Origin of the sequence: Mesorhizobium sp. LSJC285A00, from assembly GCF_000503155.1 — a bacterium.
GTDB lineage: Bacteria > Pseudomonadota > Alphaproteobacteria > Rhizobiales > Rhizobiaceae > Mesorhizobium.
Map to the genome: position 1 here is coordinate 94,888 of NZ_AYVK01000027.1, position 21,483 is coordinate 116,370.

Genomic DNA, 21,483 nt, shown 5'->3' on the forward strand with positions numbered 1-21,483 from the left:
ATGGCCATAAAGTTTTCCACCAAGGACCAGCCGGCAGCGCCGGCTGCTGCCACTGCAAAGCAGGCCAAGCCCGCTGCCGCGCCGAAGGCCGCCGAACCGTCGGCGACCGATCTGTTCGAGGCGCCAGCCGCCACGCCCAAGGGCAAGGCAGGCAAGAAGAAATAGCGCCTTGCCGCACCAAGCCGATCGCAATCTCGCAGCGCCTGGGCTGGTCGCGTTGGCCGCCAGGGATATCCGGTCGTCAAAACAGGACGACCAGCCGGTTTTCGATTGCCAGAGCTGCGGCGCCTGCTGCTCCTACTCGGCCGAATGGCCGCGCTTTTCGACCGAGGACGATGCGCAACTTGACCGGATTCCGGAAAAGTTCGTGTCCGCCGACCTGTCCGGGATGCGCTGCGAGGGCGTGCGCTGTTCGGCGCTTACGGGCGAGATCGGCAAGCACACGGCCTGCGGCATCTACGAGATCCGCCCGGACGTCTGCCACGCCTGCATGCCTGGCGGCGACGATTGCCTGATGGCGCGCAAGGCGCACGGGATGCCAACGATCTAGCCGACGCCCACCTTGCCTCATCCCACATCCCCCGATAGCTTCCACTACGGGCAGGGCGTTGGAGGAACCATGAGCATCGAATTCCTGTTGACGTCGCTGATCGTCGTGGCTTCGCCCGGCACCGGCGTTCTCTACACGCTGAGCGCCGGGCTTTCGCGAGGCGCGCGCGCCTCGATCACTGCTGCATTCGGCTGCACGCTTGGCATCATCCCGCATATGGCCGCCGCCATCACCGGCTTGGCGGCGCTGCTGCACACAAGTGCTGTCGCCTTCGAGACGCTGAAATATCTCGGCGTCGCCTATCTCCTCTACATGGCCTGGAACACGCTGAACGAGAAGGGCGGCCTGAGCGTCGATGAAAACGCGGCACCCCGCTCGGCAGCCAAGGTCATCACCTCCGGTATCCTGATCAACATCCTGAACCCGAAGCTGTCGATCTTCTTCTTTGCCTTCCTGCCGCAATTCGTCAGCACGACCGAACCGAACGCATTTGCCAAGATGCTCGAACTCTCGAGCGTCTTCATGCTACTGACCTTCGTCGTCTTCGTCGCTTACGGCATCTTTGCGGCCTCGATCCGCAGCCATGTCGTGTCGCGGCCGATGGTGCTGACCTGGATGCGCCGCACCTTCGCCGGCGCCTTTGTCATGCTTGGCGCCAAGCTGGCGCTGGCTGATCGATAGAACAGGAGCTGCCAGGCCTCGGCCTACTCTTCGTCGGTTCCGGATCCGGTCCGGATGCCTAGACGCCAGGCCGAGGGCGGAAGGCCGATCATCTTCTTGAAGGCGCGGCTGAACGCTGCCTCGGATTCGTAGCCGATTTCAGCGGCAATGCTGGCCATGTTACTGGTGCCGGCGCTGAGCAGCTCCGAGGCGATCTGCATGCGCCATTTGGCGAGATAATGCATTGGCGGCATGCCGACCAGCCTGGTGAAGCGTTCGGCGAGCACGCTGCGCGACAGCGCGGAGTCCTTCGCCAGCGCCTCCACCGTCCAGTTATGCGCCGGCCGGTCGTGGATCAGCGCCAGTGCCCTCGCCAGGTTTGGATCGCGCAGGCCAGCCAGCCATCCCGTGGTTTGTGGCGGCAGCGATTCCAAGTAACGGCGCAACACGTCGACAAACATCAGTTCGCTCAGTTTGGTGAGCACCGTTTCACTGCCTGCGCGCTTTTGCGCCACCTCCGTGACAGCCAGGTTGATGAACTGGCTGAGCCAGCCGCCATCGCCTTTGGCATCTCCGGCCTTGATCACCGGCGGCAAAGCCTCGAGCAGGGGATTGAATGGCTGTGCATCACAGGCGAGATAGCCGCAAACCAGCCTGGCCGAGGTCGCGCCGTCGCCGGCGCAGTTGATGTAAAACGGCATCCGGCTGGATGTTGCGATGTCGAGAACGTCGGCTGTCGGCGGATCGGCGCGCAGCGCCGGATTGCTGGACATAATATGCGGGTCGCTCCTGGTGAAGACGACGACTTCGCCTGCCTCCAGCGCGATCGCTTCCTGGCCGACGATGCGCGCGAAGCAGCGACCGGCCGTTACCACATGGTAGGAGATCAGATGGTCCGCACCGGGCAGGATCTTCGGCAGGATGGACGATGGCGCCGGCGAGCAGACGGCCCACGGCTCGTGGCCCTCAATGTCAAAAAACGTCGCGCCGGTAAGGCGTACCGTCCTCAACAGGTCAGACAGAGCATCCCCGGCCATTCCGTTTCGTCCCGCACCCGGCTAGCCGGCCAGCCATCCCTTTCGAGTTCCGGACGCGCTGTCAAGCGAGGCGGACGCCGTATCATTCAGTTCGCGGCCAGAACTCCTAAACCTGCACCGGTGCTCAAGCGCTGCCGAGAGTGGGCGCTGAGTGCTGTCGAAACCAACCAGGGACAAATATCATGACGGTACATAAGGGCGGGTGTTTTTGCGGCGCTGTGGAAATCGAAGTGCACGGAGCCGCCGAGGCAATGGGCTATTGCCATTGCGGTTCGTGTCGATCGTGGTCGGCGTCTCCCGTGAACGCATTCACGCTGTGGAAGCCTCAGAACGTCAAGGTCACCGGGGGCGCGGAGTTCCTGTCCGGGTTCGAGAAGACCGAAATGAGCGATCGCCAGTTCTGCACGAAATGCGGTGGTCATCTGATGACCGTTCATCCGCCGCTCGGCCTGGTCGATGTCTATGCGGCAACGATACCAGGCGTGAAATTCACGCCTGGAGTTCACGTCAACTACGCTGAGACCGTGCTGCCGATGAAGGACGGGCTGCCCAAGCTCAGGGACTTTCCGGCTGAGCTCGGCGGCTCCGGCATCGCGGTGCCGGAATAAGGCCCGGCCACTGCTCGCCATTTTTGACAACGACAATTCAAGACAGGAGATTGTTCATGGAAATCGCAACATTTCGCGCCACGCAGGAGCCGATCAAGGATCTCTATCGCAGGGATGCGAAGGCCGCGTTCCTCACCTTGAAGGCCAAAGGCGTCGCCGACGCGTCCACCGTGACCTGCAAGGTCGAGACCGGACGCGGGCTGGCGCTTGCCGGCATCCATCCGATGGCCGGGGGCAGCGGCCAGGAACTGTGCTCCGGCGACATGCTGCTGGAGGCGCTGATCGCATGCGCCGGTGTCTCGATGCGCGCGGCGGCGGCCGTGCTCGAAATTCCGATCAGGTCCGCCGAAGTTTCCGCGGAAGGTGACGTCGATCTTCGCGGCACGCTCGGCGTCACTGCGGGTGTTCCAGTCGGCTTCAAGGAAATCCGCTTGCGGTTCGACATCGACACCGACGCTCCCCAAAGTCAGCTCGACCAACTGCTCGAACTCACGGATCGCTATTGCGTGATCTTCCAGACCATCCAGAATAGTCCCAGCACCACGGTGAAGCTGCACCGCGTCATCCAGTGACCAGAAAACAGGCCCGGAAACTCGACTTGAGCGAGATTCCGGGCTGGGAACGGGAGTGCCGGGCAACGCTTCTATCCTTTGACGTAACCCATCGCCTCGACGATCAGCTCGTCCGCGACACGCATCAGGTTGACGCCGCGGATGGAGTTGCCGTCGGCCATGAAGTAGCGCCAGCGGATCGTCGCCCGTTCACCGGCGACGAAGGTTTCCTCGAGGTCGAAGCGCGTGCCGGGCTGGGTGGCGGTCGCCGACCATAGGTCAATGCATGCCTCTTTGCCGGCATGGCGGGCGCCGTCCGGCGCCGGCACGGTGTTTTCGATAACGCAATCCTGCGCCACCAACTCGGCAAGCGCGGACGGATCGTGCAACTGGAACACATCGTTGAAGCGACGCATGATCTCGGCCGTCTGGCTAGAGTGGTCGCCCGGATGAATGCTCGTGATGCTGTCCTGGCTCATCTCATATCTCCTGGTTTTCATTGTTCCGTGGCAGTGGTGGCGGCCAGCTCGGCCTTGAGGGTGATGGTTGTAACGCCGGCCAAAGCGCGAGAGACAAGGCAGGTCGTCTTCGCCGTCTCCGCCATACGCTGGAATTCGGCAGGCTGAAGGCCGGGAATCTCTGCTTCCGTTTCGAGCTCGATGTGGGTGATCGTCGGCCCGGCGGCGGTCGCGCCGAGATGCACCTTGGCGACGGTGCGGATGGTGCGGGCGACGTGGCCTTCCTGGCCGAGGATGAAGGTCAGCGCCATCGAGAAGCAGCCGGCATGTGCTGCCCCGATCAGCTCTTCGGGATTGGTGCCCGGACCGTTCTCGAACCGCGACGGAAAGGAATAGGCGCCTTCGAAGACGCCGCTGCCAAGCCGCAGACGGCCGCCGCCTTCCTTCAGCGTGCCTTGCCATTCTGCGGAAGCTTCACGGATGGTCATGGTCGTTCTCCTGATTCGGGGTTGAAAAGCGGGCAATTGGGTCAGGCGCAGTCGATGACAACCTTCCCGAACACGTCGCCCTGCTGGAAGTGGCGGTACGCTTCGGGGGCTTCGGCAAAGGGGAAGACCCTGTCGATAACGGGCTTGAGGCGATGCTGCGACACGGCGCGCAGCATGGCCTCAAGATTGCTGCGGCTGCCGACGAACAGGCGGCTGATGGTGGCGAGGCTGCGCTGATAAAGCGCTGCCGGCATCTCGATCGATCTGCCACTGGCGTCCTGCAGCGTCAGCAGCACGATGTGTCCATAAAGCGTGCTGGCAATCAGCGACTGCGCGAAGGTGGCCGGGCCGCCGGTTTCGACGACGAGGTCGACTCCGCCTGTCTGCTCGCGCGCCCAGCCGCCCCATTCCGGTATGTCGGTGCTGGAGACAACGAGGTCGGCGCCCAGCGCCCGCAGCCTGTCGGCCTTCTCCGCGCGCGATGTGATGGCGACAACCCGGCAGCCGAGCAACTTGGCGAACTGCAGAGCAAACAGCGAAACGCCACCCGAACCGATGGTGAGAACCCATTGACCGGGCTTCGGAATCCGGGTCCGGGTCACCGCGTTCCAGGCCGTCACGCCGGCGCAGGTCAGCGTCGCCGCTTCGTGCCAGCTCAGATGATCGGGCAGTCGCGCCGCCCATTGTTCGTCGAGCACGGCAAACTCAGTCAGCATGCCGTCCAGCGTACAGCCGAGCTGGTCGATCAGACCGGCATTGATGCGGCCATCGATCCAGCGGGCGAAGTAGCTGCCGGTGACGCGGTCGCCGACGGCAAAACGGGTAACGGCATCGCCGATTGCGACGACGTCACCGGCGCCGTCGCTCAGCGGCACGATGCCTTGCCGCGGCGGCAACGGATAGGTGCCGCCAAGGATCATCGTGTCGCGCCGATTGAGCGAGGCGGCGCGGACTCGCACCACGATCTCATGCGGTTTCGGTTCCGTCCGCGCCTCCTCGCGCATCGCCAGGGATTCGGTTCCACCAAACCCTCCAAGACGGTAGCTGCGCATGTCACTCTCCTTAATAATATATAGACTGATCTACATATTATATAGACCGATTGTCATATTCTTGGCAAGGCCTATAATGCGTCACTGCTGACAGAGGTTGACATGGCCAACGACACCCGCACCCGCATACTCGAGACCACAGGCCTGTTGCTCAGGCAGCGCGGCTATCACGGCACCTCGCTCAACGACATTCTGGGCGCCAGCGGGGCGCCGCGCGGCTCGCTCTATTTTCATTTCCCGGGCGGCAAGGACCAACTGGTCATCGAGGTGACGCGCAACAGCGTTGCCGACGTCACGAAAAAGCTGGGCGAAGCACTGGCAGCCGAGAGCGATCCTGCAGTGGCCGTCCATCACATCTACCAGTCGGTCGGGCGCATGCTGGAGGACAATGATTTTTCGCTGGGTTGCCCCATCGCGCCGGTGGTGCTGGATTCACCCACCGATGTGCCGGAACTGGCGGAACTCTGCCGATCGGCTTTCGAGCAATGGATCGGCTTGCTGCGACAGGCCTTCGTCAGGGCAGGGGTGCCCGAACGCCGCGCGCACGCTTTGGCGCTGCTGATCGAATCGTCGCTGGAAGGGCTTATGGTGATTGCGCGGGCCACCCGCGACCGTGCACCGGTGCTGGTGGTGGCCGACGAGGTGGCGGCGCTTGTCGAGCAGGCGGTGCTTGCAGGCAAGGTTGCGCGGCAGGCGGACAGCGCCGCCTAACCATCCGCTTTCCAAAATAAAAAGGGCGCCTCTCGGCGCCCTTTCCGTATGCATAAGCCAGATAGCTTGGATTAGAAATCCATGCCGCCCATGCCGCCCATGCCGCCGCCGCCCATGCCGCCAGGCATGCCGCCGCCAGCCGACTCCTTCTTGGGAGCCTCCGCGATCATGGCTTCGGTGGTGACGAGCAGGCCGGCGACCGAAGCCGCGTCCTGGAGAGCGGTACGAACGACCTTGACCGGGTCGACGATGCCCATGGCGATCATGTCGCCATACTCGCCGGTCTGGGCGTTGTAGCCGTAGGTCGCGCCCTTGTTGTCGAGGATCTTGCCGGCAACGATCGAAGCTTCAGCACCTGCGTTCGAAGCGATCTGACGGGCCGGAGCCTGCAGTGCACGGCGAACGATGTTGATTCCGGCAGCCTGGTCGGCATTGACGCCGGTGACCTTGATGTTGGCCGAAGCGCGCAGGAGAGCGACGCCGCCGCCTGCAACGATGCCTTCTTCCACGGCCGCACGGGTNGCCGACTCCTTCTTGGGAGCCTCCGCGATCATGGCTTCGGTGGTGACGAGCAGGCCGGCGACCGAAGCCGCGTCCTGGAGAGCGGTGCGAACGACCTTGACCGGGTCGACGATGCCCATGGCGATCATGTCGCCATACTCGCCGGTCTGGGCGTTGTAGCCGTAGGTCGCGCCCTTGTTGTCGAGGATCTTGCCGGCGACGATCGAAGCTTCAGCACCTGCGTTCGAAGCGATCTGACGGGCCGGAGCCTGCAGTGCACGACGAACGATGTTGATGCCGGCAGCCTGGTCGGCATTGACGCCGGTGACCTTGATGTTGGCCGAAGCGCGCAGGAGAGCGACGCCGCCGCCTGCAACGATGCCTTCTTCCACGGCCGCGCGGGTCGCGTTGAGGGCGTCGTCGACGCGGTCCTTCTTTTCCTTGACTTCGACTTCCGTCGCGCCGCCGACACGGATCACCGCGACGCCGCCCGCGAGCTTCGCCAGACGTTCCTGCAGCTTCTCCTTGTCGTAGTCCGACGTGGTCTCTTCGATCTGCTGCTTGATCTGGGCAACGCGGCCCTGGATCTCGGCCTTCTTGCCGGCGCCGTCGACGATGGTGGTGTTCTCCTTGGAGATCGACACCTTCTTGGCGCGGCCGAGCATGTTGAGGCCGACNCTTGATGTTGGCCGAAGCGCGCAGGAGAGCGACGCCGCCGCCTGCAACGATGCCTTCTTCCACGGCCGCACGGGTCGCGTTGAGGGCGTCATCGACGCGGTCCTTCTTTTCCTTGACTTCGACTTCCGTCGCGCCGCCGACACGGATCACCGCAACGCCGCCGGCGAGCTTCGCCAGACGTTCCTGCAGCTTCTCCTTGTCGTAGTCCGACGTGGTCTCTTCGATCTGCTGCTTGATCNAGGATGTAGACGTCCTCGAGCTCGGCAACCATCTTGTCGGCGTTGGTGACGAAGTAGGGCGAGAGATAGCCGCGGTCGAACTGCATGCCTTCGACGACTTCCAGCTCGGTCTCGGCGGTCTTGGCTTCTTCAACCGTGATGACGCCTTCATTGCCGACCTTCTGCATCGCTTCGGCGATCATGGCGCCGACCGACTCGTCGCCATTGGCCGAGATCGTGCCGACCTGGGCAACTTCCTCGGAGGTCTTGATCTTCTTGGCAGCCTTGCCGAGAGCCGCGACGACTTCGGTCACGGCCAGGTCGATGCCGCGCTTCAGATCCATCGGGTTCATGCCGGCGGCAACGGCCTTGTGGCCTTCCTGGACGATCGACTGCGCCAGAACGGTCGCGGTCGTGGTGCCGTCGCCGGCGATGTCGTTGGTCTTCGAAGCAACTTCGCGGACCATCTGCGCGCCCATGTTTTCGAACTTGTCTTCAAGCTCGATTTCCTTGGCGACGGTGACGCCGTCCTTGGTGATGCGCGGTGCGCCGAACGACTTGTCGATGACGACGTTGCGGCCCTTGGGGCCGAGCGTGACCTTCACTGCGTCGGCGAGGATGTTGACCCCGCGCAGCATGCGCTCGCGGGCGTCGCGGGAGAATTTTACGTCTTTAGCAGCCATTTTTTAGCTCCTGGCAGGGGGCTTGCGATCAAGCCCGAAATTAGTTGACGGTGAGGCCGATGATCAGCCGATGATGCCCATAATGTCGGATTCCTTCATGATCAGAAGGTCTTCGCCATTGAGCTTGACTTCGGTGCCCGACCACTTGCCGAACAGGATGCGGTCGCCGGCCTTGACGTCCAGCGGGACCAGCTTGCCGGCTTCGTCGCGAGCGCCGGAGCCGACGGCGATGATCTCGCCTTCCTGCGGCTTTTCCTTTGCCGTATCCGGGATGATGATCCCGCCGGCGGTCTTGGATTCGGATTCGACCCGGCGTACGACCACGCGGTCATGANCGTATCCGGGATGATGATCCCGCCGGCGGTCTTGGATTCGGATTCGACCCGGCGTACGACCACGCGGTCATGAAGCGGGCGGAACTTCGACTTTGCCATTTTTTCTTCCTCGAATGAGAACGGTGAGAGCTGTTCCTCGATCCGGCGGTGCCGGATGTGCGTTAGCACTCGCCTGGGGAGAGTGCTAACGTGCGCTGAAATAAGCGCGTGGCTTTCGAGAGTCAAGGCGAACGGTGAGCACAATTGTGCCAATTGGAGCCGTGCCGCGATCCGACGGCAGACCCTACCGGCGCCGCGGCGATTTAAGCACCAGAAGCGGACAGCGTTCAGCCAGCCCATAGGTCCCTGTCGGCGCGAGGCGGACCCTGTCAAAAAACCGGCTCGCCTCTTCGACCAGCGTCGCCGCCGGGGCGAAACTGTAGACAGTCTGCGAATTCGCATAGACATCGATGGTGCCGATGACCGGCATCTCCCATCCGGTCGTCGCGGCAAGGGCCTCCCGGTCGGCAAACAGCGCATCGAAGGCGTCGAGGATCGCCCGCACCGGAATGGCGCGGTCGGGATCGCCGCCGGCACAAGCCATGGCAATGCGCCATTTGAGTTCGTGGAAGGTCGCGACACCACCGGACAGCGTCAGCGCCCGGACCTCCTGCAGATCGTCCGGCACCTGAGGGCTTGCATAGGCGCGCAATGCAGCCCGCCCATCGGACTTCAGCACACGCGCGATCTCGGCAAGCAGCGCCTGCCGTGCAACCGAGGAGTCCAGCGCCGACAGGCAGCCGTCGCCGATCACCGCCCCGGCGCTTTCGTCGCCCAGCGGCAACTCCAGCCAGTTGCCGATCACCGCCTTGCGTGAGGCGGTATCGCCCGGCCAGATGCCCGATATCATGGCAGTGGACTCGTCGATCGCGAGCATGGTCCTTCCGAGGCCGGCAAGCTCCGGCGTGACCCCGAGCAGCACCACATCGACCGATTGCAGGCTAAGTTCGCGCTCATAGGCGGCGACAGCTTCCGGGGGCGGACACAGCGGCGACCCGAGAAGCCGCCAGTGACGGCGAATTGCGTCCCAATGCTCAGTCATGCGGAACGGTTTGGGGAAAGGCTGGACATATTTCCTTCCAGGCTGTTGGTTGCCTTGCGAGTTACCTCATGCATGGAAAGGCCATGGCCCGCATTGCCGTCATAACGCATGAATTTGACCGCTTCCAGAGCCGGCGGGGCCTCCTGCTGCGCCAGGACAGCCCCTACATGCTGTTCGACGTCCTGGCGGAGCTGAAACGGCGCGGTCACTCCGTGCAGATCATGCGTGGACCCTCGGCAAGTCATAACGCCGATATTGCCGTCCTGCATGTCGACGCGACAGTGACGCCATCGGACTATGTCGACTACGCGCGCGGATTTCCGATTTGTCTCAATCTTGGTGCGACCGACATTTCCAAGCGCCGCATCAGCGGTGCGATCCTCGAGGAGGGTGCCAACTGGAGCGGCCAGGTCATCGTCAAGAGCAACCTCAATCATTGGGGGACGCCCGAGGAGCAGCTCAACCGAAAATCCGTTCGCGCCGGCAAGGCAGTGCCTTTCCCGGGCGCGCAGACCTTCGACCGTTATCAGGTGCATGCCTCGCTGGCCGATGTGGCGCCGGAGATTTTCAGGCGTGCCGACCTGATCGTGGAAAAATTCATTCCCGAAATCGAGCCCGACGGGTTTGCGGCGCGGTTCTGGATATTCTGCGGCGATCGGGAGCGCTGCACCCGCTATGTCTCGCCACAGCGCCTGGTCAAGGGCGACGACACCATCCGCCGGGAGCCGGTTGCGGTTCCCGACGAATTGCGCGCCCTGCGTCGGAAGCTGGGCTTCGACTATGGCAAATTCGACTTTGTCGTGCATGAGGGCAGGGCCGTGCTGCTCGATGCCAACAAGACCCCGGGTCGCGCCAGAAACCTGTCGAAGATCGTCGCCGCCGGCGCCGCCAACCTGGCCGACGGCTTCGAAAACCTCATCCACCAGACCGGACGGGGTCGAATCGGGCGCTAGAGAAACAGTCCCAACTGCGTATGGATGATCGACCGGTAGTCCTCGATGGTGTGGCGGCTTTCCTCCTGGTCCTGGGTCAGCGCCATGCGCACGACGCCGCCGGCCAGCTGGAAGATCAGGAAAACCATACGGCCGAACTCATTGCGTCGCTCTGGCGCGAGAAAGGGGCCGACATGGTCGCAGAACATCGTCGCCTGGTGCCGGGTTTCGGCGATGTCGAGATTCTTCAGCGCCTTGTCAGCCTGGATGGCGTTTTGCAGGTCCTGAATGGCGGGGTCGCCGGCGACGCGCTCATAGTAGTCGTCGAGCAGCCGGTCGGCCGCAGCGATAACGTCGCTCAGCCCGCCGACCTCGGCAACGATCGCGGCAAGCCGGGCGCGGCTCACTTCGGAGAATCGCTCGTAGAGCATCGCCAGGATCGCCGACTTGTTGGGGAAGTAATGATAGACGGTGGCGATCGGCCCGCCGGCCTGTGCGCCGACTTCCTTCATGGTGACGGCGTCGATGCCTTTCTCGCCGATCAGCCGCATGGTCGTCGACAGGATGGCGTCGATGCGCTCGCGGCTGCGCTCCTGTTTGGGCCTGCGCCTCGGTTCGGTCGTCATCTGCACTGCTTCGTTCATGCCGCCATCCTCTCGATCGCCCAGACCATTCGATCGCCAAGACCATCCCCAGCCTTGTTGGTGCCAAGTCCCGCTACTGATTGACAAACGAATATGATCGAGTATCAGTTTCTAAATGCTGACAGACTGTCAGTTTTTTTGCCGACAGGCAAGGACGTTGGGAGGCGACCGTGACTTCTGCTGGTAACGCGGATGCCGGGAACGGCGACTGGCTGGTCGGCAACCCGACTGGGGCGCAGCTCGCCTCGGCATTGTGGATCGGCTCGGTCGGCCTGCTCATTCTCGGGCTGCAGCCGGTGCTTCTCGGCGCGCTCTACACCGAAGGGCATGTCAGCGGTGACGAACTCGCGCTGGTCGCCACGGCGGAGATGATCGCCATCGGCATCGGATCGGCGGCCATCGCCATGATGCTGTCCGCCCACAATATGCGCTTGAAAAGTGCCGTCCTTCTGCTCTTGCTGGCGCTGGCGAACGGGGCGACCGCCTATGCGCTGACCTCGACCTCGCTGATTGCCGCCCGCGCGGTGGCGGGCCTCGCCGAGGGTGGGCTGGTGGCGGTCGCCACGGAACTGATAGCCCGTTCGCGCCGGGCCGAGCGCATCGGCGGCTTCTTCGTCACCCTTCAGACCCTGGCGCAATGCGCCCTTGCCCTGCTGCTGGCGCTTTACGTCATCCCGGCCGCCGGATCGGCGGGCGGCTTCATCGTTCTTGCCGTCGTCTGCATCGCCTCGGTGGCCGTCGCCTTCATCGTCCCGGATAGCTATGCCGACCTGCCCAAGGAGGAACAGTTCAGCAATGTGCTGACCGTTCCTTCGCTTGCCGCTTTGCTGAGCGTCTTCTGCTACTTCATGTTCTTCGGCTCGGTCTGGGCGTTTCTCGAGCCACTTGGCGCACAATACGGCATCGATGGCCGCACCGTCGGCCTGATCGTCTCGGCCAACCTCGCATTGCAGGTGCTGGGCGCAATGACGGCTACCGTCTTCGAGGCGCGCATCGATTACCGCTTCGCGATCGTGGCGATCGGCGTGGTCGCCGTCGCCAGTTCCGTGGTGCTCGCCGGCAGCCCCGGCCTGACGGTTTTCTGGGTCGCGGCCTTGATCATGGGCTTCATCCTTCTGTTCATCGTGCCCTATCAGATCCGGCTGGCGATCACCGCCGACGAGACGCGCACGGCCGTGCTTCTGGTGCCGGCGGCCCAGCTTTTCGGTCTGGCGATCGGCCCGGTCGCNCCGACGAGACGCGCACGGCCGTGCTTCTGGTGCCGGCGGCCCAGCTTTTCGGTCTGGCGATCGGCCCGGTCGCGGCATCGCTGCTGATCGACGGCAAGGATTTTCGCCCGGTGCCGGAATTTGCCGCCGCCAGTGCGGCGGCCAGCGTCGTGCTGCTCGGCCTGTTCGTCCTGATCGCGCGGCGCCGCCGCGCGATCGCCTGAGAAGCGACCGCGTGAGCATCTCGTACATACTTGACTAAGTCAAATAAATGGCCGATCGTTGATGGGCAGGAGGCTTCCCATGACGATCCATCATCAGCCCGGCAAGGAGCGCATCGACGCGGTGCGGGCTTTCAACCGCTTCTACACCCGCCAGATAGGTCTGCTCGACGAAGGCCTGCTGAAAAGCGCCTTCTCGCTGACCGAGGCGCGGGTGCTCTACGAACTGGCGCATCGCGATGGCCTGACCGCCAGCGATCTCATTCGCGATCTCGGCCTCGATGCCGGTTATGTCAGCCGGCTCCTGAAGAAGTTCGAGCACCTGCAGCTGATTTCGCGCGCGGCGCTGGCGTCGGATGCGCGGCAATCGTCGATCACGCTGACGCCGGCGGGGCGGCAGGCCTTCGTGCCGCTGAACCGGGCTTCGCACGACCAGGTCGCCGCCTTGCTGGCGCGGCTTCCCGCTGCCGAACAGGACCGGCTGGCCAAGGCCATGCAGACGGTGCAGCAGCTCCTGGGCGAGGACGCCGAGCCCAAAGTGCCGTATGTGCTGCGCCCCTTGCAGGTCGGCGACATCGGCTGGGTCGTGCGCCGCCAAGGACAGATCTACGCACAGGAATATGGCTGGGACGAAACCTACGAGGCGCTGGTCGCCGAAATCCTCGGCGCCTTCGTAAAATCCTTCGATCCAGAATGGGAACGCAGCTGGATTGCCGAGCGGCAAGAGGAGGTAGTCGGCTCGGTCTTCGTCGTGCGCAAGTCCGACGAGGTGGCAAAATTGCGCCTGCTCTATGTCGAGCCTTCGGCGCGCGGCCTCGGCATCGGCAAACGGCTGGTCGAGGAGTGCATCGGCTTCGCCCGCGCCAGGGGCTACAAGACGCTGACCCTGTGGACCAACGACATTTTGACCGCCGCCCGGCACATCTATGAGAGTGCGGGCTTCAGGCTGGTGGACGAAGAGCGCCATCACACCTTCGGCAAGGATCTGGTCGGCCAGAACTGGAAGCTGGAGCTGTAGCGCCTTTTCACCGGAAGAAGGCAAGATCGCGCGCAAACGCTCTCACACTCTAACCGGAATCCATATCTCCAGCCCGCCATTGCCACTGCGCGGATCGAACTCCGGGCCGTAGCGTTCGAATTCGGGGCCGTCGGCTATATCGTGCCCCGAGGCCGGCAGCCATTTGTTCCAGATCGTGTTGACGGTGCGGCGGATCGTGGAGATGTGCTCGGCATGGGTGAACACGGCGTATTTCTGCGCCGGCACCCGCACCCGCGAAAGCTCCTTCGGCAGGTCCGAGAAATCCGAAACTTCGACGCCGGCGATATAGTCGAAATTGCCGGCATTGTCGCCGTTGACGCAGACGCCATAGGCGACGTCGCCGGTCTCGCCCGGAATGTTGCCGATATAGGGACCGAAGCGCTGCCACTGCATCGGAATAGCCGCGCTGGCTTCGCAGCTGTAGCGCTCGCCGAGGCCGGCAATGAGGAAGGGATGGCCGGTCTCGAAGCGCGGCGGCGGCAGTGAGGCGAGGAAGGACTGGTCCATCAGGATCGGCTCCACCAGGTCGAGATTGCTGAGACTGCCCTGCGCGCGCACCAGTTCCGGCGTCGTGCCGAACTGATCGCGGAAGGCGCGGGTGAAGGCTTCGTGCGAGGCGTAGCCGGCATCGAGCGCGACAGCGAGGATGTCGGGCGCGCCGGAAGCCAGCTTGCGCGCCGCTTCGGTCAGCCGGCGCGCGCGCATATAGCCCATCACCGAACGGCCGGTGGCGGCGCCAAAGGCGCGCGTCACATGAAAGCGCGAGACGCCGCTGCTTTGCGCGACATCCTCAAGCGAGATCGCTTCCGGCAAATGGCTCTCGACAAACCACAGCGCTTTCTCGGTCGGGTTCATAGGTCTCCTCGCATTTGGCGGCACATTTTGTCGGCTTTTTGCGAGGCCAGTTTGATCGAAATTGCGCCTGTCGTAAAATCGAAGGGCGCTGGTCGACTGTGGCAGGTCACCATCGTGGAAAGCCGTTGCTGGGCGGCCTCGGCCTGGCTCGCTGGGACAATATCTGGGCGCGCTGGGTGCGGGCACCATCCTTGCCTATGCGCTGTGGAACCACCGCCGGCTCGATGCCTTCGCCGCCGGCGAAAATGCCGCCGAAAGCCTAGGTGTGCCGGTGGCGAGGACGCGCAAGACGACCTTTCTCCTCGCGGCGTTCTCGACGGCAATTCACGTCACGGTCGGGAGGTCATCCGCAACCGTCATTGACTGTGCCATGACCGCATCTGCATGGCTGCCATCCCTCTTTTTCGGCTCTGGTGCAATGCGGCGCCTTGAATGGTAAGCACGCTTATAATATATACCGCTCATGGTTTCCGACGGCATAGATAGATTGGGCTTTTTGATCCACGACGTGCAGCGCCTTATGCGCAAGCGCTTCGAGGCGCGCGCCAGCGGACTTGGCCTTTCCTCGGCACAATGGCGGCTTCTGGTTCGCGTTGCGAAGGAGGCGGGCGTCGCCCAGGCTCGCCTCGCCGAACTTCTCGAAATCGAGCCGATCAGCGTTTCACGCCTCGTCGACCGGATGGAGGAGGGCGGCTGGATCGAACGGCGCTCCGATGCAACTGACCGGCGCGTGCGCATGATCTTCCCGACAGCCAAGGCGAACGCGGCCTATGCCGAGGTCAAAAGCCTTGCCGGCGAAGTTTATGAGGAATCGCTGGTCGGCGTTTCGCCGGACGACCGCCGCGTCCTGATCCGGGCGCTGGACACCATCGTGCAAAACCTGGCGGACGGCGAGACGTCGTCCTTGAAGAGTACGGAAGGGGCAGCAGCATGAACGCGGCAGCCAAACTAGACGAGAATGTAACCAAGATCGAGACGCCGGCAAAGCCGGCCGCCGAAGCGCCTGCACAGCCGGCCGCAGCACCTGTCGCGGTGGCTCCCCCGGTTCAACCCGCTCCGGCTCCGGTCAAGAAGCGCCGCCTCGGCCGCTTGCTGCTGATGGTCGCCCTGCCGGCCGCGCTGGCCATTGGTGGCGGTTATGTCTGGGTGACCGGCGGCCGCTATCAGGAAACCGAGAACGCCAATTTGCAGCAGGCCAAGGTGTCGATCGCCTCGGACACCGCCGGACGCATCGTTCAGGTCGGCATCTCGGACAATCAGCAGGTCAAGCAGGGCGATGTGCTGTTTGCCGTCGACCCCGAGCCCTACCGGATTGCATTGGCGCAGGCCGACGCGGCGGTCGCAGTCGCACGCGTCGGTATCGAACAGCTGCGCGCCGCCTACAGCCAGGCGCTGGCGCAGGAAAAGTCCGATGCCAGCCAGGTCGACTACGCGCAGTCGCAGTATGACCGCGCCGCCGACCTTGCCCAGAAGGGCATCAACGCCAAATCGTCGCTGGACGAGGCCAAGAACGATCTCGACAAAGCCAGGCAGCAACTGGCCGTTGCCGAGCAAGGCATCATCAGCGCCAAGGCGGCTCTCGCCGGCAATCCCGATATCGAGACCGACAAGCATCCGACGGTGATGGCCGCACTCGCCGCGCGCGACAAGGCCGCCTACGATCTGGCGCAGACCACGGTCAAGGCGCCGGCCGACGGCGTCATCAGCCAGGCCTCCTCGTTCAAGATCGGCCAGTATGTCGGTTCCGGCACGCCGCTGTTTGCGTTGGTCGAGACCGGCGACACCTGGATCGATGCCAATTTCAAGGAAACCCAGCTTACCCACATGAAGCCTGGCCAGAAGGCCGAGATCGTCGTCGACACCTATCCGGGCAGAACTTTCGAGGCCACCGTCAAGGCGATCGGCGCCGGCACCGGCGCGGAGTTTTCGCTGTTGCCTGCTCAAAACGCCACCGGCAACTGGGTCAAGGTCACGCAGCGCATTCCGGTGCGCCTGGAGCTGACCGATGCCGACGCCAAAATGGCGCTGCGCACCGGTATGAGCGCCTCGGTTACGGTGGATACCGGCGTTGCTCGCGGGTTCCCCGCTATCTTCGGCCACGCCACCGCAGGCGAAGCACAATAGACTGTGAATGGACCGTGATCTCGAAAAGCAGGATCACGGCCCGGCAGAACGCCCGCCGCAGGCGAGGTGAAGTTGAGATGACAGGATCGGTCCGACGGCAGGTTGAACGAGGGGTGGATTGGACCGGGCCGCATCGCGGCCTGCCCAGAACCTGGACCATCTCGGCGCGCCCATCCTTCGGACCTTGGATTTCCGGGCGGCAAGCGCCTGATGTGTCGAGACCTTCGATCGATGTAACCCCCACATCGATAGATCGCGTCCCACCGCGATGAGGGTCTCTTCACCAGAGAAGGCCTCGCCGCCCGGAAACCTAATGTACACGTTTTTGTAACCTGTCGGAAGTTCCGCATCATGACCACACCAGAACCTTTCAAGGAAGTGCCGCATCGCGGCCTGATCACCGTGGCGCTGATGCTGGCGACGGTCATGCAGGCGCTCGACACCACGATTGCCAATGTCGCGCTGCCGACCATGACCGGCGACCTCGGCGCGTCGCCCGACAACATAAACTGGGTGTTGACCTCCTACATCGTTGCCGCCGCGATCATGACGCCGGTGACCGGCTGGCTGGCCGACCGCTTCGGCCGCAAGGAACTGTTCCTGGCGGCGGTTGTCGGCTTCACCGTGTTCTCGATGCTGTGCGGCATTGCCTGGAGCCTGGAGAGCATAGTGTTCTTCCGGCTGATGCAGGGCGTGTTCGGCGCAGCCATCGTGCCGCTGTCGCAGACCTTCCTGCTCGACATCAACCCCAGGGAACGCCACGGCCAGGCGATGGCCATCTGGGGCGCCGGCATCATGCTGGGGCCGATCCTGGGTCCGACGCTGGGCGGTTGGCTGACCGAGAATTTCAACTGGCGCTGGGTGTTCTTCATCAATTTGCCGGTCGGCATCATCGCCTTCCTCGGCATGGCAGCCTATTTGCCGGTCGTTGCCCGGCGGATCCGCAGCTTCGATTTCTTCGGTTTCGCCATGATTTCGCTCGGCGTCGGCGCGCTGCAGCTGCTGCTCGACCGCGGCGGCGAGGTCGACTGGTTTTCCTCGGTCGAAATCTGGATCGAGCTTGCTCTTTCGATCACCGGCTTCTGGGTTTTCATCATCCATACACTGACGGCGGAACGTCCTTTCATCGACCCCAAGATCTTCCTCGACCGCAATTTCGTCACCGGTCTGGCTTTCATCTTCGTCATGGGCGTGCTGATCCTGGCCTCGATGTCGCTGCTGCCGCCGATGCTGTCGACCATCTTCGGCTATCCGACCGTCACCATCGGCGTCGTCCTGGGGCCGCGCGGTGTCGGCACGATGATTTCGATGCTTGTCGTTGGACGGCTCATGAGCAGGATCGACGCCCGCATCCTCGTCGTCATCGGCTTTCTGCTCACCGCGCAGTCGCTCTACACCATGTCCTCCTTCACGCCGCAGATGGACAATTGGCTGATCCTCAGCTCCGGCGTCATCCAGGGCCTGGGCATGGGCATGGTGTTCGTGCCGCTGTCCACGGTGGCCTTCGCTACGCTCGACGTGCGCTTCCGCACCGACGCCACGGCCCTGTTCAGCCTGGTTCGAAATCTCGGTTCGTCGATCGGTGTGTCGGTGGTGACGGTTCTCATGGTGCGCAACACGCAGGTCAATCACACCGAACTGTCGGCTTTCATCAACCCGTTCAACCCCAATTTGTGGGCGGCCTCGCCGGCGGCAGCAGGCGGCGATCCGACGGCACTTTCGCAGGTGGACCGCATGGTCAACATCCAGGCGATGATGATCTCCTACGTCAACGACTTCAAACTGCTGATGGTGATGACGCTGGTTGCCATTCCGTTTGTCTTCCTGCTGCGCAAGCCGAAGACCGCTCCGGCCGGCGCGGCAGCTCCTGCCGCGCATATGGATTGAGGCGGGCGCCGGTAGCGCTGGCAGCAAGCTGGTTGCCCCTGATGATTTGTTGCTCGGATGATCGTCAAAACCCGCGTGTGCAAAAGAATATCGATAATGAGCCGTTGGAAGTTGATTTGAAATGACATTTGCACCTTTGGTATCTGGTTGCTGACGCCTCCAATTCCGTTACAGTTCATCTTGAATTAGCACATCTGTAACATTGTCAGTCGACTTTCGTCTGGCACGACAGAGGCCCTTTCTTGTTTCAGGTGCCAAACCGGAGGAGGTCTGTTTGGTCACGAAGTCATCCAGAAGATCCGTCGGGGCGCGCGGGCCGGTGGGCGTAGCCGCATTGGCAAGACTGGCTGACGTTTCCTACGATACGCTCGAGGGAGAACTTCGCACGACCATTGCGGGTCTCGAAGGGCAGACCCTGCGCTTCGAGACTGCGATCGAGAATATTTCGCAAGGCATCTGCTTTTTCGATGCCGATGAACGGCTGATCCTGAGCAACCGGCGCTATGCGGAAATCTACCGCATTGCGCCCGAGGAATTGCGGCCTGGCGTGACACTGAGCGAAATCGTCGAACGCCGCGTCGCCGCCGGCACGGCGGCGACGGCCGCCGACACCTATCTCGCAACGGCTCGCTCGATCAATTCGGGCAAGGCTTCGCGGCTCTGGACCGCCAAACTTGTCGATGGTCGCACAATCCAGATCCGTAACCAGCCCATGCCCGATGGCAGTTGGATCGCCACGCATGAGGACATCACTGAACTCCTCGCCAATCGGCAGATCGTCGACGAGCGCATTTCGCTGCAGGCGCTGATCGACTGGGTGCCCGATTACCTCTGGGTCAAGGATACGCAAAGCCGTTTCGTCGTGGTCAACAGCGCCCTTGCGACCGATAGCGGCCGCAACAAGACCAGCGACATGATCGGTTTGACCGATTTTGATCTCCACCCCCCGGAAGTTGCGCGGAAATTTCGCCTGGTCGAGCAGCGCCTGCTCAAGAGCGGACAACCAATGATCGACGCGGAAGAGTTTGTCGTCGATGCGTCGGGGAACGGCAAATGGCTTTCGTCGACGAAGGTGCCGTTGCGCAATCGCCAAAATGAAATCTTCGGCCTGGTTGGCATTGCCCACGACATCACCGCCCGCAAGCAGGCGGATGTCCTTCGCAGCGGGCAGGCGCAGATCCTCGAAATGATTGCCACGAGCGCGCCGCTGGAGGACGTGCTCGACCGCCTCATGCGCTTCGTCGAGGCTCAGTTGAAGGGGATATTCGGTTCCGTCCTGCTGCTCGACAAGGACGGCATTCATTTGCGTCACGGTGCGGCGCCGGGCCTGGCGAAAGCCTATACGAGCGCCATCGATGGGGCGGCCATCGGTCCCAAGGTGGGATCCTGCGGAACCGCCATCTACCGGCGGGAACCGGTCATTGTTACCGATATTCTGCAGGATCCGCTTTGGGACGATTACCGCGAACTGGCGGCACCCCATGGCTATCGTTCGTGCTGGTCAACCCCGATCCTGTCGCATCGGGGCGTCGTGTTGGGCGCCTTTGCCATGTATTCGATGACCGTGCGCGAACCCACCCATGCCGAGACCCGCCTGATCGAGTTCACCACACACATTGCCGGCATCGCGATCGAGCGCAAACTGGCGGAAGACCAGATCCACTTCATGGCCAACCATGATGCGCTGACCGGCCTGCCCAATCGCGCTTTGCTGGAGGATCGGCTTTCCCAGGCGGTCCTCTACGCGCAGCGATACAATCGCTGGATGACGGTAGTGTTCATCGATCTCGACAATTTCAAACTGGTGAACGATACGTTTGGCCACAATGCCGGCGACGAACTCCTCAAGACCGTCGCCAGCCGTTTGGTTGGATGCGTGAAGGCCACCGACACCGTCGTGCGGCTTGGCGGCGACGAATTTGTCATCGTCCTGTTCGACCAAACCACCAATGTCGATGTGGTCTCGGAAACCCTGCAGACGATCAGGGATGCGATCGCGGAACCGGTTCTTGTCGGAGAGCATCGGCTGAGAACGACGGCCAGCATCGGCATCGCAAATTACCCGAAGGACGGGACCAGCCCGGATACGCTGTTGGCCAATGCCGACGCCGCCATGTATCGCGCCAAGGAATTCGGCCGCGACAATTTCCAGTTCTATGCCCCGGAGTTCAACTCAACGGCACATGAAAAATTCCTGCTTCAGGAGGAATTGCGAAACGCGCTCGCCCGGTCGGAATTCGCTCTGCATTATCAGCCACAGGTGGATCTGCGATCGGGGCAGGTTTTCGCCGTCGAAGCGCTGGTGCGCTGGAACCACCCGACGCGAGGCCTGGTTTCGCCGGCGATGTTCATCCCGACCGCCGAGGAGACCGGGCTGATCGTGCCGCTCGGCGACTGGATCCTGCACGAAGCCTGCCGGCAGAACAAAGCCTGGCAGCGCGCCGGTCTGTCGCCCGTAACCGTCTGCGTCAACGTGTCGGCGCGGCAGTTCCGGGAGAAGAACCTGATCGACCGCGTCGTCAACGCATTGAAGGAAAGCGGCCTGGAGGCGAGGTATCTCGAGCTCGAAGTGACGGAAAGCCTGATCATGCAGGATTTCGAGCTGGCGGTCGCAACGATGAACGGACTGCAAAAGCTCGGCGTGCAGATATCGATCGACGATTTCGGAACAGGCTATTCCAGTCTCAGCGCTCTCAAGACGTTTCCGGTGGCGCGGCTGAAGATCGACAAGTCCTTCATCAACGATCTCGCGACCGACGAGAACGATCAAGCGGTCACTGGCGCCGTGATTTCCCTGGGGCAGAAGTTGAACCTTCGGGTGCTGGCCGAAGGTGTCGAAACGGAAGACCCGGTCGCCTTCCTGCGCAAGAACAATTGTGACGAGGTGCAGGGCAATTATTTCAGCAAACCCCTGTCGGCTGGGGATATCGGCGAGCTGATCGCGAAAGGCTGACGGCTGGCT

At 62.9% G+C, this 21,483-nt stretch carries 22 protein-coding genes and 4 pseudogenes; 15 read left to right on the plus strand and 11 right to left on the minus strand.

Features of this window, described 5'->3' with window-relative positions:
* The 3 genes from X726_RS1000000171185 to X726_RS147690 all read left to right on the plus strand — a co-directional run bounded on the left by X726_RS1000000171185 (nt 1) and on the right by X726_RS147690 (nt 1,231).
* Entirely contained in the window at nt 1–165 is a 165-nt protein-coding gene (locus tag X726_RS1000000171185; RefSeq protein ID WP_023671505.1) for a hypothetical protein, read from the plus strand.
* A 4-nt stretch (nt 166–169) separates the two neighbouring features.
* Nucleotides 170–550 (plus strand): YkgJ family cysteine cluster protein, encoded by a 381-nt coding sequence (locus tag X726_RS147695; protein ID WP_023715196.1) that lies wholly within the window; start codon nt 170–172, stop codon nt 548–550.
* A 69-nt stretch (nt 551–619) separates the two neighbouring features.
* Entirely contained in the window at nt 620–1,231 is a 612-nt protein-coding gene (locus X726_RS147690) for a LysE family translocator (RefSeq protein WP_023671507.1), read from the plus strand.
* A 23-nt stretch (nt 1,232–1,254) separates the two neighbouring features.
* Here the strand turns inward: X726_RS147690 and X726_RS147685 are convergent, their stop codons facing one another.
* A complete protein-coding gene (locus X726_RS147685) occupies nt 1,255–2,247 on the minus strand; it encodes an AraC family transcriptional regulator (protein ID WP_023671508.1) in 993 nt (330 codons plus the stop codon).
* Nucleotides 2,248–2,429: 182 nt separating this feature from the next.
* Here X726_RS147685 and X726_RS0135735 point away from each other — a divergent pair, with 182 nt between their 5' ends.
* Nucleotides 2,430–2,855 carry a GFA family protein gene (locus X726_RS0135735; RefSeq protein ID WP_023715197.1) on the plus strand — a complete coding sequence of 142 codons (426 nt, stop codon included), beginning with the start codon at nt 2,430–2,432 and terminating at the stop codon, nt 2,853–2,855.
* 56 nt (nt 2,856–2,911) lie between these two features.
* On the plus strand, nt 2,912–3,427 hold the full coding sequence (locus X726_RS147680; RefSeq protein ID WP_023671510.1) for an OsmC family protein: 516 nt from the start codon (nt 2,912–2,914) through the stop codon (nt 3,425–3,427).
* A 71-nt stretch (nt 3,428–3,498) separates the two neighbouring features.
* On the opposite strand, the gene X726_RS147675 is transcribed toward X726_RS147680, so the two are convergent.
* Genes X726_RS147675 through X726_RS147665 form a run of 3 tightly spaced genes read right to left on the minus strand, consistent with a single transcriptional unit; the run spans nt 3,499 to nt 5,404 of the window.
* Nucleotides 3,499–3,885: a nuclear transport factor 2 family protein gene (locus tag X726_RS147675; protein ID WP_023671511.1), complete on the minus strand. Its 387-nt coding sequence runs from the start codon at nt 3,883–3,885 to the stop codon at nt 3,499–3,501.
* 17 nt (nt 3,886–3,902) lie between these two features.
* Nucleotides 3,903–4,352, minus strand: coding sequence for an OsmC family peroxiredoxin (locus tag X726_RS147670; protein WP_023671512.1), 450 nt, complete (start codon nt 4,350–4,352; stop codon nt 3,903–3,905).
* A 41-nt stretch (nt 4,353–4,393) separates the two neighbouring features.
* Entirely contained in the window at nt 4,394–5,404 is a 1,011-nt protein-coding gene (locus tag X726_RS147665) for an NAD(P)-dependent alcohol dehydrogenase (protein WP_023715199.1), read from the minus strand.
* Between the two features lie 102 nt (nt 5,405–5,506).
* Between X726_RS147665 and X726_RS147660 the strand changes: the two genes are divergently transcribed.
* Nucleotides 5,507–6,115, plus strand: a complete 609-nt coding sequence (locus tag X726_RS147660; protein WP_023671514.1) for a TetR/AcrR family transcriptional regulator — start codon at nt 5,507–5,509, stop codon at nt 6,113–6,115.
* Nucleotides 6,116–6,186: 71 nt separating this feature from the next.
* Here X726_RS147660 and X726_RS1000000171795 read toward each other — a convergent pair.
* The 5 genes and pseudogenes from X726_RS1000000171795 to X726_RS147650 form a co-directional block, all read right to left on the minus strand.
* Nucleotides 6,187–7,287 (minus strand): annotated as a pseudogene (locus X726_RS1000000171795) (TCP-1/cpn60 chaperonin family protein); the annotation flags it as partial.
* Nucleotides 7,288–7,294: 7 nt separating this feature from the next.
* Nucleotides 7,295–8,195, minus strand: a pseudogene (gene groEL, locus X726_RS01000000167180) (chaperonin GroEL); the annotation flags it as partial.
* Between the two features lie 63 nt (nt 8,196–8,258).
* Entirely contained in the window at nt 8,259–8,567 is a 309-nt protein-coding gene (locus X726_RS147655; RefSeq protein WP_050588564.1) for a co-chaperone GroES, read from the minus strand.
* Nucleotides 8,531–8,629 (minus strand): annotated as a pseudogene (locus tag X726_RS1000000169355) (co-chaperone GroES); the annotation flags it as partial. The pseudogene X726_RS1000000169355 and the gene X726_RS147655, both read right to left, overlap by 37 nt.
* 184 nt (nt 8,630–8,813) lie before the next feature.
* Entirely contained in the window at nt 8,814–9,611 is a 798-nt protein-coding gene (locus X726_RS147650; protein WP_023671518.1) for a methyltransferase domain-containing protein, read from the minus strand.
* 83 nt (nt 9,612–9,694) lie between these two features.
* Between X726_RS147650 and X726_RS147645 the strand changes: the two genes are divergently transcribed.
* Nucleotides 9,695–10,564 (plus strand): hypothetical protein, encoded by an 870-nt coding sequence (locus X726_RS147645; RefSeq protein WP_027049677.1) that lies wholly within the window; start codon nt 9,695–9,697, stop codon nt 10,562–10,564.
* Here the strand turns inward: X726_RS147645 and X726_RS147640 are convergent.
* Entirely contained in the window at nt 10,561–11,187 is a 627-nt protein-coding gene (locus tag X726_RS147640) for a TetR/AcrR family transcriptional regulator (RefSeq protein ID WP_023671520.1), read from the minus strand. The two genes, X726_RS147645 and X726_RS147640, sit on opposite strands and share 4 nt — an antisense overlap.
* A 170-nt stretch (nt 11,188–11,357) precedes the next feature.
* Between X726_RS147640 and X726_RS1000000172405 the strand changes: the two genes are divergently transcribed.
* The 3 genes from X726_RS1000000172405 to X726_RS147635 all read left to right on the plus strand — a co-directional run bounded on the left by X726_RS1000000172405 (nt 11,358) and on the right by X726_RS147635 (nt 13,634).
* Nucleotides 11,358–12,503, plus strand: coding sequence for an MFS transporter (locus tag X726_RS1000000172405; protein WP_023671521.1), 1,146 nt, complete (start codon nt 11,358–11,360; stop codon nt 12,501–12,503).
* The gene (locus X726_RS1000000171800; RefSeq protein WP_245272138.1) at nt 12,437–12,619 is read left to right on the plus strand and encodes a hypothetical protein; all 183 of its coding nucleotides are present in this window, start codon (nt 12,437–12,439) and stop codon (nt 12,617–12,619) included. Before X726_RS1000000172405 ends, X726_RS1000000171800 begins: the two co-directional genes overlap by 67 nt.
* Before the next feature lie 79 nt (nt 12,620–12,698).
* Entirely contained in the window at nt 12,699–13,634 is a 936-nt protein-coding gene (locus X726_RS147635) for a helix-turn-helix domain-containing GNAT family N-acetyltransferase (RefSeq protein ID WP_023671523.1), read from the plus strand.
* 42 nt (nt 13,635–13,676) lie between these two features.
* Here X726_RS147635 and X726_RS147630 read toward each other — a convergent pair whose 3' ends face one another.
* Nucleotides 13,677–14,510 (minus strand): AraC family transcriptional regulator, encoded by an 834-nt coding sequence (locus tag X726_RS147630; RefSeq protein WP_023671524.1) that lies wholly within the window; start codon nt 14,508–14,510, stop codon nt 13,677–13,679.
* 128 nt (nt 14,511–14,638) lie between these two features.
* On the opposite strand from X726_RS147630, the pseudogene X726_RS1000000169360 reads away from it, so the two are divergent.
* The 5 genes and pseudogenes from X726_RS1000000169360 to X726_RS147610 form a co-directional block, all read left to right on the plus strand.
* Nucleotides 14,639–14,847 (plus strand): annotated as a pseudogene (locus tag X726_RS1000000169360) (iron chelate uptake ABC transporter family permease subunit); the annotation flags it as partial.
* A 126-nt stretch (nt 14,848–14,973) separates the two neighbouring features.
* Nucleotides 14,974–15,444 carry a MarR family transcriptional regulator gene (locus tag X726_RS147625; RefSeq protein WP_023705728.1) on the plus strand — a complete coding sequence of 157 codons (471 nt, stop codon included), beginning with the start codon at nt 14,974–14,976 and terminating at the stop codon, nt 15,442–15,444.
* Nucleotides 15,441–16,634 (plus strand): HlyD family secretion protein, encoded by a 1,194-nt coding sequence (locus X726_RS147620; RefSeq protein WP_023671526.1) that lies wholly within the window; start codon nt 15,441–15,443, stop codon nt 16,632–16,634. Before X726_RS147625 ends, X726_RS147620 begins: the two co-directional genes overlap by 4 nt.
* A 351-nt stretch (nt 16,635–16,985) precedes the next feature.
* Nucleotides 16,986–18,521 (plus strand): DHA2 family efflux MFS transporter permease subunit, encoded by a 1,536-nt coding sequence (locus X726_RS147615; RefSeq protein WP_023671527.1) that lies wholly within the window; start codon nt 16,986–16,988, stop codon nt 18,519–18,521.
* Nucleotides 18,522–18,855: 334 nt separating this feature from the next.
* Nucleotides 18,856–21,474, plus strand: coding sequence for an EAL domain-containing protein (locus X726_RS147610; protein ID WP_023671528.1), 2,619 nt, complete (start codon nt 18,856–18,858; stop codon nt 21,472–21,474).
* Nucleotides 21,475–21,483: the final 9 nt, after the last annotated feature.